Source organism: Candidatus Thiodictyon syntrophicum, from assembly GCF_002813775.1.
Taxonomy (GTDB): Bacteria; Pseudomonadota; Gammaproteobacteria; order Chromatiales; family Chromatiaceae; genus Thiodictyon; species Thiodictyon syntrophicum.
In genome coordinates, this window is sequence record NZ_CP020371.1 from 318,661 (window position 1) to 333,771 (window position 15,111).

The window sequence follows — 15,111 nt, forward strand, 5'->3', positions numbered from 1 at the left end:
GGAGACTTGTGTGAGGATAGGGCATCACCGACCTGGAGGCGCGTATGCGCCAGTTCGAGGCGGCCCTGGACCACCAGGTCCCGCCGGGATTCCAGATCGTGGCCCGCCTCGACGGCCGTGGTTTCACCCGCTTGACCAAGGAGGTTTGTCAGTTCGAGGCGCCCTTCGACCCCGGCTTTCGCGACCTGATGGCCGCCGCCTGTCGGCACCTGATGACCTGCGGCTTCAACGTCCTCCTCGCCTACAGCGAAAGCGACGAGATCTCGCTGCTGTTGCATGCGCAGGAGATGACCTTCGGCCGCAAGCCCCGCAAGTGGATCTCCATCCTCGCCGGTGAGGCCAGCGCGGCCTTCTCCCTCGCCCTGGGCCGGCCGGCCGCCTTCGACGCCCGGCTGTCCGTGTTGCCGGGGCGCGAACAGGTGGTGGACTACTTCCGCTGGCGGATGAACGACGCCGCGCGCTGTTGCCTCAACGGACACGCCTATTGGTTACTGCGCCGCCAGGGCCTGTCGGCCCGCGCCACCGCGCAGCGCCTGCTGGGGATGGCGCGCACGGACAAACATGAGTTGCTGTTCCGGCACGGAGTCAACTTCGATGCGCTCCCGACCTGGCAGAAACGCGGCTTCGCCGTCTACTGGGTCGAACGCGAGCGGGTCGGACGCAATCCCCTCACCGGGGAAGTGACCCTGACCACGCGGCGGGAACTGCACACCGACGAACAGTTACCGTGGAAGGACGACTACGAGCGGGCGCTTGGTCGCCTGCTGGCAGGCCACTCCTTCCTCGTGGAGGCGCCGGCGCACCGCGGCACCAGTGACCGGACCAGTACCGAGACCGCCCGTGACCGGGCTGCGGATCGCGCTTGCACCCGCGCTGAGGGCAACGATGACTGAAACGACCAATGTATCCCCCTCCCCCGCCGCGGACGATCGCCGCGCGGCCATTCTTCAGCGCCTGGCCGCCATCGAGGCCGAACCTTGGAACGGTGCCGGGGTGCGCATCCTGTACGCCGGCGAATCCGGGAGCCGCGCCTGGGGCTTCGCCTCCCGCGACAGCGACTGGGATGTGCGCTTTCTCTATGTGCACCCGCCGAGTTGGTATCTGTCGGTCGCTGATCGCCGGGATGTGATCGAGTTGCCGATCGCCGACGACCTTGACATCAACGGCTGGGAACTGCGCAAGGCCCTGCGCCTGTTGCGCAAGGGGAACCCGGTCCTGCGCGAGTGGCTGCACTCGCCGATCGTCTATCGGGCCGCCCCCGGCGTGGTCGAGCGCCTGCGCCGCCTGGCCGGCACCCAGGCTTCCCCACGGGCCGCCCTGCACCACTATCTGCACATGGCCCAGCGCAATCACCGGGAATATTTGCAGGGTCCAGAGGTGCGGCTGAAGAAATACCTCTACGTCCTGCGGCCGCTGCTCGCCTGCCTGTGGATTGAGCGTGGCCTGGACCAACCGCCGGTCGAGCTGGCGCAGTTGGTAGACGCCCTGCTCCCCACGGGAGCGGTGCGCGCCGCCGTCCTCGATCTCGTGCGGCGCAAGTGCGCCGGAGAGGAATTGGAACGGGGTCCCGCCATCCCCGCGTTGGACGCCTTCCTCGGCCGTGAGTTAGTTCGCTTGGGTGAGGGCATCGCGATCCCGCCGCAGGCAGCAAACGAGGTCGCTGGGTTGGACGCGTTGCTGTGGGACACGGTGATGGGGAGCGCGACTGAAGCGCCCAGCGAGCCCGACCGGTGCTCAGGACCCACCCAGCACCGCGGCCTCCACCCAAGTCCCATGAAACCCGGGCGGGGTCGCGTGGGGTAAGGGCAGGACCGCCTGGAGACCCAAGTCGGCGCCGCGCAGCATCACCAGGTCCATGCGGCGGGCCGTCGCCCGGTAGACCAGGGTCAACACCCAGGCGGCCTCGTCGCTGCCGCGGGGGACCGGGATGGGCTCGCCCGGGAGGTCGGGGTGGAACTCCTGGACCAGGTCCGCACCAGTCTGCGTATCCAGCCGCTGGATGCACGTCAGAAAGGGCGCGCGGCCTGACGGCGGGGCACCGAGACTGAAGATGTAGCGCCGCGGCCCGTCACCGTCCGGTGCGACCCGCGGCAGCTCAGCGATCCGCGGGCCCAGGGGGCGGGTGCGGCAGGTACCGGCCACGGGGTCGATGGTCAGACGTTCGATCTTCGGGGCCAGGATCGGGCGGTCGGGCGGCCTTGATCATAACTCCGCCCAAGACCAAGCGCAGAACTCGGCCATCGGTGTCGGGGAGGTTGGCAGGACCTCCGAACTTTCATACCCTTGGAAGTGCAAACTAACCCGGGGTAGTCAACAATGTCCGAAGATCCTGCCGCAACTGACTTTAGCCCAGATGCCAGGCGTTCGCCACCCGGCCGTGCCTGGCCGGCAAGCGGCGGTGCACGGTGAAGCACCGCACCCGCTTGGAGCGGGCGGAGCACCTTGGGCTCGCGGCTGGCCAGTTGGCGCAGGGACACCCGCTGCGGCAGGTGTGTCGAATTTCATTCTGCTGGAACAGTGCGCGCCCGATCGCACGGCGGCCACCTGAACGCAGGCCCTGGAGACGGCGCTGGCGGGGATGCCGGTGACCGTGATCCAAGGCACCAGTGATGAAGCCAAGGCGTTACGGCACCACCAAGAGCAAGACCTCCGCGCCCATCGACCTGCCCGGGTTACCGGCGGAGCGCTCCAGCAGGCTCAAGGCCAGCATGCGGGCACCGACCCGGGGGCGACATCAAACCTGCTGTGTCCGACTCCGGGCGCAGTCTTGTGAACGGGCCGAGGCCAGCACCAGGCTCAGGCGCCGCGATAGAGCTGGGACGCGTTGTCCCGGATGGCGCGGGCGATCATGTCGGAGACCTTCAGGTCTTGCTCGATGCTGTGGCGGGAAGCCGCCTGGGACGGCCGCGTGGTGCGGGCCTTCGCGGTGGTACGCTGGTTCCGGCAGTGGAGTGGGTAGGTGTACATCGCTGATATTCCTGACGCTGTGTGGCGTGACCAGGCCGCGGTTGATCGCGACCTTGGGCACAGCGTAAGGCAGGGCGGGTAGACACAAGCTGAGTGGGATCGTCAGCGAACGCTCAGATGGGGGTCGGGCGCTCCAGGCCGGGTTGCCCAGGTGCGTGACGGCCTCGCCCGGGGTGGGCGCCGCAGGGCCCGCGGTGGGCTGCGACTGCATCCGGCACGGCCAAGACAGCCACGTCCGGTTCGGTCTCGTCAATATCCGATCGTTATGGTAGGAAATAACGATTTCAGCTTTCCGCTGGCGCAACCTATAGTTCAAACCGTAGGCAGGCGACAAGGCTTCGGGGTCCCGATGCTCCCTCCCGGATCGACCACCAACCCATTGTCCAGCTTGCTACACGAACCAGAGATACGGCCCAGCCATCTGACTTGAGGTTACTGCCATGAGTGACGCGACCCTGCGCTCCAAGACCAACACCGCCTTGTGGATGGCTGTCGCCATCTGCCTGGTTCCCCTCGTGCCCTACGCCCTGGGCGGCTTTGGCGGCGGCTGAGCATGGGCTCTGTGGGACTGAACAAGGCGGCGCGAGCCGCCTTTTTTGTGCGCCGACGCGATGTGGCGGCCCACAAACGTAGGTCGACTGCCAGGGCGCGCAGGCGGGTTTCCGCCTCCACGCCCTCGGCCCTGCGCCCGCCCTCCTCCACGGCCCGGCTGTAGGTACTGTAATGGTCTGGCCAGGAAGCGATCTTGCGCCGCTCCGCGGCTCATAACCCGGGTGTTGGGTCTCCCCCCTGTTCGACCACCGCCCTCGCCGTCGACATATCCAGCACCCGGGCTGCCGTCATGGCCAGCATGGCGAACGGCGGCAACGCGTCGACAAATTTGACGGCAAGTGGTGCGGTCCGCGCCATTTGGCGGGTCAGGTGCATCGCGTCGGCCTCGCACATCAGGCCGCGCACCTGCGACCCGTCGAATGCACCTCGCCCCTCCAGATAGAAGTCGTTGCTGCGCAGGGAACTGAATCCGGGGCCCAGCAGCGCCGCCAGGGTGGCATTGGCGCGTCCGCCGGCGAAGGTCCACCAACGCCAGACCCCGTCACCCAAGTGCTGGATGCTGGTGCGCTCCGGGTTCAATTGGGGCAGGTCTGCCAACAGGTCCTGGAACCTGGCTTGGGCGCGCCGAGACAACGGGAGTCCCGCCCCGCCGGCGCACAGGATACGCTGGACCCCCTGACAGAGCGCAAAACCCAGGGCCCGGGAACTGGCCATCCACCGCGCCTTGCCCTGCTCGCCGCTCGGCTCGACCCAGACCACGCGTTGCGGCCAATCCACGCCTGCCACCCGCCAACTGCGCCCGCCGAGCAGCAGGATGCAGGGTGCCCCGCTCCCGCTCTGCAGCGACAAGGGATCGACGCTGCCCAACGCGACGGTCCCATGCCGCACCGCGACCTGGGTGGGGGTCGCAAAGGATGACAGCAGGTCGAGAAAATGCCGGCGACCGTAAAGCCGCTCGCCGCGGCGACCGAAACCAAGCAGACCGTCTTGCTCCGCCAGTATGTCGCTGGCCAGCATGAACTCGGTCACCGCCTCGATACCCGCCGGCGCAAGCTCCGGGAACAGGGCCGCCAACTGCTCCCGACAGGCCGCCGCGGCCAGCCTGCCGGCCCCTTGCAGCACCAGTGCCATCGCCTGTTGCGCCACCAGATGCCAAGGCTCGGGCGGCGGCTCGACCGGTTCCACGAAGCCGGCCTGCCACAGGGACACCAGGGCGCCGGCGATCAGCAGGGCCTCGTCCGTGGTCGTCAGGAAGAGGCAATTGCGCGGGCTGCCGGGGCGCCTGCCGGTGCGCCCCATCCGCTGCAGGAAGGACGACACCGCCGCCGGCGCGTCGATCTGGATCACATAGTCGAGATCTCCTACATCGATGCCCAACTCCAGGGTACTGGTGGCGACGATGACGCAGTCGCTGTCCTGGCCGAAGGCCTGTTCCGCGTGATGCCGCTCAGTCAGGCTCAGCGAGGCGTGGGAGACGAAGGTCCGCACCCCCAAGTCCCGCAGGGCGCTGCTCAGTTCTTCGACCCGGGCGCGGCTGTCACAAAACACCAGGCGCTTGGCGCCGCGGTGCAACCGGGAGATCACGGTCGCCGCATTCGCGAGGTTGCCGACGAAGTCGATGGTGACTTCTGCCTCCCCCGCGGGCGCGGGCTCGCCGACCACGACGCCCGCGGCGGCCCCAACGCAACCGGCCGTCAACCAGCCGAGCAGTTCCCGGGGATTCCCGATGGTCGCCGACAGCCCGAGCCGCTGGATCGGCCCGGCGGCAAAGGTCCCCAGCCGTCCCAGGAGCGAGCGCAGGTGCCAACCCCGGTCGTCCCCGGCGAAGGCGTGCAGCTCATCGATGATCGCCACCCGCAGCGCGCCGAACCAGGCCGGCCGATCCACGCGCAGCGAGATCAACATCCCCTCCAGCGATTCCGGGGTCGTCAACAGAATATCCGGCGCCTCGCGCAGGCTCCGCGTCTTGGCGCTGTGGCTGATATCACCATGCCAGACCTGCACACGCCGCCCGACCAGGGCGGCATAACGGCTCAAGCGGTGCTCCAGGTCGTTGAGCAGGGCCTTCAGCGGGCAGATATAGAGGACGCTGAGCCCCCCCCAGTCCTGCGTGAGCATACGCGAGAGCACCGGCAGGAGCGCCGCCTCGGTCTTACCGCCCGCGGTGGGCGCCAGCACCAGACAATGGTGGCCCGCCAGGATGGGCGCGATCGCCGCCAGTTGCTGGGGGCGCAGTTGTTGCCAGCCGAGCGAATTGACGATGTGGTATTGGACCGCCGGGTGCAGCCGCTCGAATGCGCCGGCGCTCACAGCTCAATGTCGTCCACGCCGCTCGCGGCCCGGCCGGCGCGCTCCTGGGCGGACAGTTCGGTGTCCGCAATCGTCAGGGCATAGTGGGCGCGCGGGTCGAAATCGGGATACTGATCAACCCGGTCAAGTACCTCCCCGACCAGCTTCTTGAGGAAGACCCGCGGCGCCACCCCCACCCGGCCGCCCAGGTTGCCGGTGACCGCTTGGGCGAGCGCGGCGATATAGTCATCGTCGACCCGCTGCACCACCCGCTGCGGTGCCTGGCATCCCAACCCATAGAGATCGCGTACTTTGATCCCGACCTCGGCCAGCAGTTTCAGGTCGAAGCCGGGTAAGCGGATCTGCACGGCCCGCGGATTGTCGAAGCGCGCGTCCGTCATAAAGTCCGTGTGCAGTCGCTGGGCCAGGGGTGCCAGGCGTTGCGCGCCCTGGGGGCCGTCGAAAAAGGCCGGGGTACCGGTCACGAGCAGATAGAGCCCGGGGAAACGCCCGGCATCGATCTCGTCGATCCACTGGCGCAGCGCATTGAGACCCTTTTCCCGGGTGTCGGCACGCATGCGTTGCAGGGTCTCGACCTCATCGAGCACCAGCAGCAACCCGGAAAAACCGGAATCGCGCAGGATGATGAGCAGTCCCGCCAGGAAGTTACCGGCGCCGAAGTGATCGATCTCGCCCTTGATCCCGGCGGCCCGGCGAATCGGCGCCGCCACATTGGGTTGTCCGGACAACCAGGCGATCAGCCCGTCCGCCAGGGCATGATCCGCGGCCTGCAAGGCCCGGCGATAGGCGCGCAAGGTGGCGGAAAAGGCCGGCGCGACCTTGGTCACCGCGGCCAGGCGGGTCTCCATCAAGGCTTGCGTGGCGGTGATCAGGCCCTCCCCATCCTGGGCATCGAGCTGGCCGTCCCCCAGCACGTCCTGCTCCAGCGCATAAAACCAGCCGTCGATGATGCCCCGGAAGGCGCCTTCGCCCGAGTCGGCCGTGCTGATCCGCTCCACCACGCGGCGGTAGAGCGTCTCCATCCGGTGCAACGGGGTTTGCGTTTCGGAGATTTGCACCTCGCTGGTGGCCAGCCGCCGCGTGCGGGCGCGCTCCTGCAACCAGCGGCCGAAGAAGGTCTTGCCGGCACCATAGTCCCCGCGCACCGCCTTGAAGAGGCCGCGCCCGAGGGCCGCCGCGTCCAACTCTTCATCGAGTGTCGCGGCAAACCGCTCGATCCCGACGGCGAGCGCATCCAGGCCGTTTTTCGGCACCGTCCCGCGCCGCAGGGCGTCAATGATCTCGGCGCGTCGGTGCTGACTGACCATGTCAGTTGCCGGCGGCCCTGCGCGTGTTCAGTTGGAATTGGACATCCAGCAATTCCCGGTTGAATTCGATCTGCGCCGTCGTCTCGTTCAGGGTCAGCACCGCGGACTGATCCAGATTGAGCACACGCCGGGCGGCATTCACGAAACCGCTCACGCGCATCAGGGGCATCCCCAGGCGTTGCGCCAGGGCCGTTTTTCCGAGCTTACCGCCCCGGGTGTCGAGCGCTTCCAACAGACCCCGGATCTCTTCGTCGCGCGGCGCGACCCGCGCGGCCAATTGGCGCTGCTGCCGATAGGTCGGGCTCGCCAGCAGGAGCGCAATCCAATCCACCTGGGCCACCGGTCGCACCTGGTCGAACAGGTCGGGCGCGGTTTCGTCCCGGCCGCGCCTTTTCTGCCTGGCGGCGGGCGGCGCGGGCGCCGCAGCCGGCGCCGGGAGCCGGTCCTCCCACCACTCCGGCTGGCTGGGCGGGGCGGGCCTCCAGCCCTCCAGGGTGCACAGGGGTGGGATGAACACGCTCAATGGCACCACCACCTCCTGCGGCGAGACCCCACCGTGGTAACCGAGCTTCTTGCCGCTGTAACGCAGGCGTTCACTCCAGGCGCAGACGATGCGGCTCCCCCCGTTAGGGGCGCACACTCGAGCGCCTTCGAGCAGGGTTTCATCCGCCGCAACCGGACCGCCTTCACCATGGATCGCGTTGCGCCAGCGCTCTCCATCGGCGGCCGTGCGTTGCACGGTCTGCTCATCAATGACATGGCCATGATCGGCCGTGATGATCAGGGTGCGCCCCGCCGCGCTCGCCTCATAGAGCAGGGGGCGCAGCAGCCGCAAATCGTCCAGTGACCAGCGCAGGTGCAGTTGATCCGAACCGCGCAGATGATCGTCTACCGCGTTATAGACCAGACCGACGACACGTCGGGTGGCGGTACCGATCGCCTCGCGCACCGGCTCGGCCAGGTGACCACCCTCGCCGAGGTCGCCTTTGTGGAACAGGATGGGTTTACCGCCCGATTTGGACGCCGCCAGCAGGCCCTCATGGGCGGCGAAGGCGGTCTTTTCCTGAGGTGCGGCCCCGGCCATCAGGCGCCCCGCAAGCAGGCTCGTGCGGCTGATCTCGGTTACGGTCGGCAAGGCCGCGATGCCGACCCAGGCCATCGTGGCCGGCGTGGGAATCTGCTCCATCCAGCCGGCCCGTAGCAGATCCGCACAGAGTTCCCGAAAGATGGGCAAGCTCAAGCCGTCGACCACCAGGAACAGCACCGGCGCCTGCCGGGCCAGGGGGGCCAGGACCTGCTCCAAGACCGACTCCACCGGCAGGCACTCCACGGCCGGGGAAGGTTCGAGGTTCCAGGTCGCAAGCGCTGCGGCAAACCGCTGATTGAAGGCTTCGCGCCGCTCCCGCACCCGCGCGGCCAGCACCCCGTAAGTGGCCGACAGCGCCGCCAGTTCATCGCCGCCCAACAACTTGAACCGTGCCCAATCGACATAGGCGCCTTCGGTAGCATAGTCCTGCGCCAGGGTCGGCAAACCGGGGGCCGGGCTCGCCTTGGTCGGTGGCGCCGCGCCCGGCGCCGGTGTGGGAACCGACGCGGCAACCAGCCAGCGGGCCAGGCGCAAGGCCATCTGCACCCGCTCGATGCGCGTCCCGGGTCGGTCGCCCAGGTCGTGGTGAAGTACCTGACTCGCGGCCTGCTCCACCCGGGCCAACGCGGCCATGGAGGCTTGACCCAACAAGGTGTCCAGGGCCTGTCCAAACACCGCGAGCCGCGCCTCGAAACCGCTCGGCAGCACGTCGCTCAAGCCCGCGTAGTCGACCAGATGCAGTTCCCGCAGCAGGCCCTCCGCCCGCTCGATCGCGGGTCGGGCGGCATCGAACGGAAGGCTGCGCAGCAACCAGATCGCCGCGGCGGCCCAGCGCTGGCCCTGTGACGGTGCGATGCGTCGGTCCCCGGTGTAGCGCTCCAGGCGGACCGCGGCGGCCGCCAGGTCCGGCAGTCCTTCACCCCCGGGCGCAAGCACCAGGCTCCAGAGCAGGCCGATGGGTAGTGCGTACGCCGCGTTGCCCGCGGCCACGCAACCCATGACGATGTCACCCACCGGACCCGCACAGTCGGCGAGCCAGGCCAGGATCTGCGGCTCGGCATCCGCGGGCAGTTGCAGAAAGCGCCCGACCCGCTCCGCCGCCATGGTCCAACGCAGCAGGCTCACCAGGTCCGGGCGCGCCTGCGGCAGGCCCAGGCTGCCGTTCAACACCTGCTTCCACGCCGTTTCCAGGTCGAGGAAGCCCCCGGCAACCGGTGGATAACCGCCTGCCGGCAGGTAATCGAGCAGCGCCTGCGCCATCCAGCCTTGCACCGCCAGACGGGAATCGATCTCGGTTGCCTGGAACACCTGCCGGACCATGTCCCAGCGCTCCACCTGGAACACGCGTCCGCGCGACAGCCGCGCGAGCGTGTCGGCGCCGAGCGCCGCATCGCTTAAGTGCGTCAGCAGGATGACGCCGGCGGACGGCGACGCCTCGACCTGGATCAAGGCCTGCCGTGCCGCGAGGCTGGACGGACACCAGTGCAGCCGAAACGATCGGTTACCCACCGACAAGGATTCCGGCCAGACCGCCGCCGTTGGCGAGCGGATGGCGATGCAGCGGGCTTGCGGGTCCCGCGCCAGCACGGCCCCGACCTGCGCGACAATCTGATTGCGCGTTGGCACCATCAGGTCTTGCCTGTGGTTTTCAGCAACCGCCAGCTCACCGACAGGCGTAGTTCGCGGTCCTGCTCCATCTCGGTACGAATAGCGTCCAGCAGGGTGCACGCCTGCCCTGGGTCGAGATTCACCGCTTCGTCCGCGCGCACCACGACCGTTTCTGGTCCGGGCTTCGGTGGTTCGATCTTGGGTGGTTCGGGCTCCGGTGGCTTGGCCTCCCGTGGCTTGGGTACATCGGTCAACAGCCGCAAGGCCTTGGCCTCTTGCTCGTCCAAGGCCGGCTTGAGGGCGATGACATGCTCGTCGGCGGCAAGGACCTCGCCAATCCGGGCCTTGACGCCCAAGGCGGCCGTGCGACGGTGGTCGGACAGGGCGGTCACTGCCTCAAAAAACCTCCATCCGGCCATGCGCAGTGACTCGTCAAGCTGCTTGGCCCCGGCCAAGGTCCGCGCCATCGCGGCCTCTGAGGTCGCGATGGGGCACTGCGCCAGCACACAGACCACCTGGCCTGGTTCCGCGCTCACCAGTGCCGCCAGCAGCGCCTGGGCCGAGCGCGCGGTGGTCAGCCGGGGGGGCTCGGCGGCCTGGGTCCCATCGCCGGCCCCCTGGGCAACCCCCGCTCCATAGGCTTGCAGGCGCTGTTGCAGGGTGCCTGAGAAGCTCGCCAGCGGCACCCTCGCCTCCCGCGCCTTGCCGAGCACAGCCTCCACCAGCTTCGCCACATTGGCGGCAGTGCAGGACCGCAGCGTCGTCAGTCCGAACAGGGCGCCGGCCCGCGCCAGCGCCCGCTCCCACTCCTCCAGGCTCGGCAGCACCTGCGCACGCAACTCCAGCGTCCCAGGAAGGTTGTCCAGGCTGGGCTGAAAGGGACCCTGGTTGAGAAAGAAAGACCGGTTGGTCTGACCGGCGAAGACGAGCACGATCAGGTTCCCGGCTTCCGTCGGCAATCCCATGGCCGCCGGCAGGTCCAACCACTGGCGCAGCCGCGCCACCGTGATGGGGCCGCCCGCGCGCGCCTGGGCCTGTTCGAAATGGGCCTTCCAGTGCTGACCCAGCACGAAATGGGTCTCACCCATCTCGCCCAGATGCAGTGGACCCGCGATTGAGCGCACCAGCGCCCGGGTCGCCTTGTCCATCACCGGCACGCGGCCATCGGTGGACTCCAGGGCGCGTCCGAGTTCAGCCCAGACCTTCTTCAGGGCGGCCGCTTTCACCTCGGTATCGAAGCGGGGATGGGCGGGGAACTGGTGGCTGAAGAGCTGATCCAGCAGGCCCTCGAAGGCCCCTTTCAGATCCGCGCCCACCGGCGGGCGGGGGCGCAGCGTCGGGTCGAGCGACCGGAACTGGTCGTCCGGGCTCAAGCGGCTGGCAATGGCGTCGCGCGGCTCACCCGCAATGCCATAGGCCACCTCCAGACATTGCCGCAAACGGCTCTGGAGCTGGTCGCGGCTGTTCTTCGCCAGCGCCCGCGCCGGTCCCCGATCCACCAGCGACAAATGGCCCGCGTAATCGTTGAACCGTTCGCCGGTCAGGATGTAGTCCAGTACCACCAGCCGGCCCAGGTCGCGCAGGGTCCGCTCGGAGAAAAAAGAGGGCAGCCATACCAGAGTGCGCGTGTCACCGCCCCGGTATTCGCTAAGGCGAGCCAGGTCGTCGGCCGGGGTCCGGTTGGCCGCGTCGAAGGGATAATCCACCACCACCGTCCAACTGCCGTCGCGCCCACGCAGGCGGTCATCCGCCATTTCGCGCACGTTCTCGTAGACCAGTTCCACCTCGCGCCGGGTCCCGCGCCAGATAGAGGTGTACATGGTGAACAGGTCGTTCGTATCGGCGATACCGAGGCTGTCAAACAACAGCTCCCGAATCTTGCGGCGGCGATTGCCGGCATTATCCTGATCCCCGGCCCCCCGCACGATGGGTTCGATGTCCACCCCGGTCACCGCAATCGAGATCAGTGGATTGGCATCGTCGGTGACCTTGATCTCACCCACCTCGGCCGCCCAGTCACGGCAGCGGCGCAGCACGTCCTGGCCCTCCCGACCCGGGATCGGCGAGCGGAACGAGCCGTGATTGAGCGCGGCCAGCCGCTGCGCGGTCAGCGCCTTGAGGGTCTCCACCTCCGGCACCAGGGCCGCCAGCAGCAGGGTCTTGATGAGGCGCGCGTCATTGCGCAGGTTCCTGGCCTTGCCGACCTCGGCGGACCCCTCTTTGATTGCCTGCCAGGTCACGCCATGGGTGCGCTCCAAGAGTGGCAGCAGCTTCTGGTGATAGAGCCGCTTGGCATTCTCGAAGTGAATGCGCATCGCATCGGAGAAGGGCTCGTCGCCATCGGCGATCACGTCATAGAGGTCCCCCACCGGGATGATCTGACCCAGTTCCAGGTCCTCACGCCGGTCCACCAGCAATTGCAGCATCAGCTTCAAGGCGGTGCGCTCGCGCTGCAGCACCGATGAGACCGCAATCAAGGCCTGTACCAGGGCCGGACTGAAGGGATAGACCTGGCGGAACAGCTCCCGATCCGCGGTGGTGGTCAGCAGGGTATCGAGCACCTCGCGGCGCACCGACAGGAAACCGTGGAAGGCCTGTTCCAGCTCCTGGCGCGAGGCCTCACTGCTTGGGCGCAGCACCCGCCGGCGTGCGATGGCGGGGAGGTTGCGGTCCTCCAGGGTGATGACATGGAAGCGCGCCTCCCAGTGCTTGAGCACATCGGCGAACTGAAGCTGCAAGGCCCCGGCCAGATTATCCCCGACCAGCTCGCGCAGGTCCCGCTGACGCGCGACGAAGCTCACCAGCGGGATCGGGCGGTCCGCGTGGGTGGCCTCCACCAGCTTCACGAGCTTGGTCCCCTCGCTGCTGACGAATGAGACATCCGCCGCCCGGCTCGCCAGCCACAGGATCAGCTCGTCCAGGAACAGGATCACCGCGTCATAGCCCAGCGCCTGGGCATGGCGGCTCATGATGGACAGCCCGAGATCCAGACCCACGAAGCCGCGTTCCTTGACCTGGTGAGTCTCGGTATCAACGTGCGAGAAATTCGCGGCAAACTCCGCGTAGGAGGGAAAATAGCTCTGAATGAGAGCACTGACGAGGCGAATCCGCTCCTCACCATTCGGCGCCTCCAGGGTGGCTGACTCGAAGCTGCCGGCATCCCAGCCGCCATCCAGGTCACCCCAACTGCCGTCCGGAGCCGCGTTGAGCCGGGCTAAGAAGGGCTCATCCCCCAACTGAGAACGCAGCCCTTGGGCATCCTGGAAGAGCCGATCGGCCAAATAAAACCCAGGCACCGGCGCCTCGGGATGCAGACGCCGGACATAATCGGCATACTGGCCCAGGATGGCCGACTCCATGTCACGTGCCCCGATCATGTGATAGGGCACCAGCAGGAACCGTCGCCCCTGCGTCCAGCCATTATGGTGAGCCACCAGGTCCGCCAGCTCAGTGATGGAACGCGCCTGCACATTGCCGGCGAGCAAGAGATTCAACACCGCCATGAAATGGCTCTTACCCGCGCCGAAGCTGCCGTGCAGATAGGCCGCCTTGCTGCTGTGGCCCTCCAGCGCCTGGCGGATGAAGCCCAGGGCATTGTCGAAGCACTGCACCAACTGGGGCGTCACCACATAGTCGCGCAGCGTCTGCTCGGCGTGACTCACCCCCTCGGTCAGCTTCAGGACGAAATCGCCCTGGTGGACCCGCTCGGGGATGGTAATGATGTCCTTCATTAAAGTCATGATGGCGGTCCTGAACGCGTGGCTCTGATACTGGCAGTAATGCCCGTCGTGATTCGCTGGAGGTACGCTACTTCAGCGGCTTGACGCCGCCGCGCCGACCCAGGCCGAAGGCGATGCGGTAAACATCGGGCATCTGCACGCGTTGATCGCTCAGACGATTGATCAGCCCCAGTGCTGCCAGATCTTTCAATACTCCATCGGCACCTTCATTGAGGCTTTGGGGTGGGAGCTTGACCACATGAGTCGTGCGCTTGAGTTCCTCTCTGAGCGATTCGAGCGTTCCCGCCTGGCTCCACATGTTCTCGATATCCGTCATCGTACAGGGTACGGTCAGTTTGCCGCGTAGCGGCTGCATCACCAGATCGACCCAGGGGTAGTCTTCGCGCGTAATCTCGTTGACCCGTATCTGGGACGCGGCTTGCACACCAGCCTGGATGGCACGGTAATCGAGCGCCAGGGGACTCTCGTCAGGGGTGCGATCGGCGGCCTCCCTCAATGCGGCGAAGAAACTGCGCGGGCTGACCTGATCAAGACCATCCTGAAGGTGATTGACCAGCCAGGTGTAGGGCTTGCCGCGCTTGTATCCGCTAGGCCCCGAGGCCATGGCCTTTCCTGCCAGGGCGATGAAGAGCTGTTCCTGGAGACCCTCATCGGTTCTCAGGGGGGCCGGGATCGACCAGGCGTCGCCGCCCCCAAAGTTCTCCCGCTTCCAATGCATGTTTGCCGTGACGCAACTCAGGGATCGAAAGGAGTCCCCACCCTGCTCCGAATTGCCAAGGCACTGAAACAGAAGAGCGTAAAGATCCGCTCGCCGCCACGCGAGTTTGGCCTCACGCGCCAAAAGTTTCGATGCGTCCGGAAAGCCGATGATGTCCCGGTCCTGCAACATGTCCGGGCGCACGAAGACCTTGAATCGAATCCTGCGTGTTGCGCGCAGGTCCAGCGCGGTCTGGAGTAAGCCCCGGGCGAGCGGGCGAATGCTCGGCCAGTCGTCCGCCAATCGATCCAGTGCGTCGAAGAGCACCACCAGGGTCTGGTTCCTCGACTCCAGTTCACGATCAGCCTGCGTCAATAAAGTATCGAAGGCTTCGGGATTTTCATGAACCCATGCCACTCTTGCCTGCCAATCACCTTGCGGGAACGGGGCTGCAAACTCGACTTTAGCGGCACACACCGCGCGCCAGATGGCCCGCGCTGGAAAATCCCTGATGAGGGCGGCGAGCACGGCTTGGCTGGGTGCGTTCTCGGACGATGGTTGTGCACCGAACGCCTGGACCACGCGCAGGTCCGGATCGAAACGTACCTCCGGAAAGGCGCCGCGGATGAAGCGCCGATGCGGCTCCGACGTCAGGTGCGCCCACCAGAAGCTCTTGCCCGACCCGCGAATACCCTGCACCACGCTGTTATCCGGGTCCAGCGCCCGGGCATGGCTGGGCGGAACATAGGTGAAGGCCGGCCCCCGCTCGGGCTCCGCCCCCGCCTGATCCACCGGCGGCAAGGTCTCCCGCAATGCCAGCCTAAGCAACCTCGTCTGATGCAA

General features: G+C 67.2%; 9 protein-coding genes. 2 read left to right on the top strand and 7 right to left on the bottom strand.

Annotation, left to right across the window (positions count from 1 at the left end):
* Positions 1–44 precede the first annotated feature (44 nt).
* Positions 45–893, top strand: coding sequence for a tRNA(His) guanylyltransferase Thg1 family protein (locus tag THSYN_RS30770; RefSeq protein WP_100922879.1), 849 nt, complete (start codon positions 45–47; stop codon positions 891–893).
* Entirely contained in the window at positions 886–1,803 is a 918-nt protein-coding gene (locus THSYN_RS30775; protein WP_100922880.1) for a nucleotidyltransferase domain-containing protein, read from the top strand. The genes THSYN_RS30770 and THSYN_RS30775 overlap by 8 nt, the downstream gene beginning before the upstream one ends.
* On the opposite strand, the gene THSYN_RS30780 is transcribed toward THSYN_RS30775, so the two are convergent.
* The 7 genes from THSYN_RS30780 to THSYN_RS30805 all read right to left on the bottom strand — a co-directional run bounded on the left by THSYN_RS30780 (position 1,735) and on the right by THSYN_RS30805 (position 15,060).
* Positions 1,735–2,142 (bottom strand): carotenoid oxygenase family protein, encoded by a 408-nt coding sequence (locus THSYN_RS30780; protein ID WP_157818066.1) that lies wholly within the window; start codon positions 2,140–2,142, stop codon positions 1,735–1,737. The genes THSYN_RS30775 and THSYN_RS30780 overlap by 69 nt on opposite strands.
* A 654-nt stretch (positions 2,143–2,796) precedes the next feature.
* A complete protein-coding gene (locus tag THSYN_RS34575) occupies positions 2,797–2,967 on the bottom strand; it encodes a hypothetical protein (protein ID WP_157818067.1) in 171 nt (56 codons plus the stop codon).
* Between the two features lie 762 nt (positions 2,968–3,729).
* Positions 3,730–5,829: a DEAD/DEAH box helicase gene (locus tag THSYN_RS30785; RefSeq protein ID WP_100922882.1), complete on the bottom strand. Its 2,100-nt coding sequence runs from the start codon at positions 5,827–5,829 to the stop codon at positions 3,730–3,732.
* Positions 5,826–7,136 carry a BREX system ATP-binding protein BrxD gene (brxD, locus tag THSYN_RS30790; RefSeq protein ID WP_100922883.1) on the bottom strand — a complete coding sequence of 437 codons (1,311 nt, stop codon included), beginning with the start codon at positions 7,134–7,136 and terminating at the stop codon, positions 5,826–5,828. The genes THSYN_RS30785 and brxD overlap by 4 nt, the downstream gene beginning before the upstream one ends.
* A gap of 1 nt (position 7,137) precedes the next feature.
* A complete protein-coding gene (pglZ, locus tag THSYN_RS30795; RefSeq protein ID WP_100922884.1) occupies positions 7,138–9,852 on the bottom strand; it encodes a BREX-2 system phosphatase PglZ in 2,715 nt (904 codons plus the stop codon).
* Positions 9,852–13,571 (bottom strand): BREX-2 system ATPase PglY family protein, encoded by a 3,720-nt coding sequence (locus tag THSYN_RS30800; protein ID WP_100922885.1) that lies wholly within the window; start codon positions 13,569–13,571, stop codon positions 9,852–9,854. Before THSYN_RS30800 ends, pglZ begins: the two co-directional genes overlap by 1 nt.
* A gap of 67 nt (positions 13,572–13,638) precedes the next feature.
* Positions 13,639–15,060, bottom strand: a complete 1,422-nt coding sequence (locus THSYN_RS30805; RefSeq protein WP_216644824.1) for a KAP family NTPase — start codon at positions 15,058–15,060, stop codon at positions 13,639–13,641.
* Positions 15,061–15,111 lie beyond the last annotated feature (51 nt).

Coding starts and splice junctions, on each gene's coding strand:
- pglZ (WP_100922884.1), bottom strand. CDS start 9,852: ATGGTGCCAACGCGCAATCAGATTGTCGCGCAGGTCGGGGCCGTGCTG.
- THSYN_RS30770 (WP_100922879.1), top strand. CDS start 45: ATGCGCCAGTTCGAGGCGGCCCTGGACCACCAGGTCCCGCCGGGATTC.
- THSYN_RS30800 (WP_100922885.1), bottom strand. CDS start 13,571: ATGACTTTAATGAAGGACATCATTACCATCCCCGAGCGGGTCCACCAG.
- brxD (WP_100922883.1), bottom strand. CDS start 7,136: ATGGTCAGTCAGCACCGACGCGCCGAGATCATTGACGCCCTGCGGCGC.
- THSYN_RS30775 (WP_100922880.1), top strand. CDS start 886: ATGACTGAAACGACCAATGTATCCCCCTCCCCCGCCGCGGACGATCGC.
- THSYN_RS34575 (WP_157818067.1), bottom strand. CDS start 2,967: ATGTACACCTACCCACTCCACTGCCGGAACCAGCGTACCACCGCGAAG.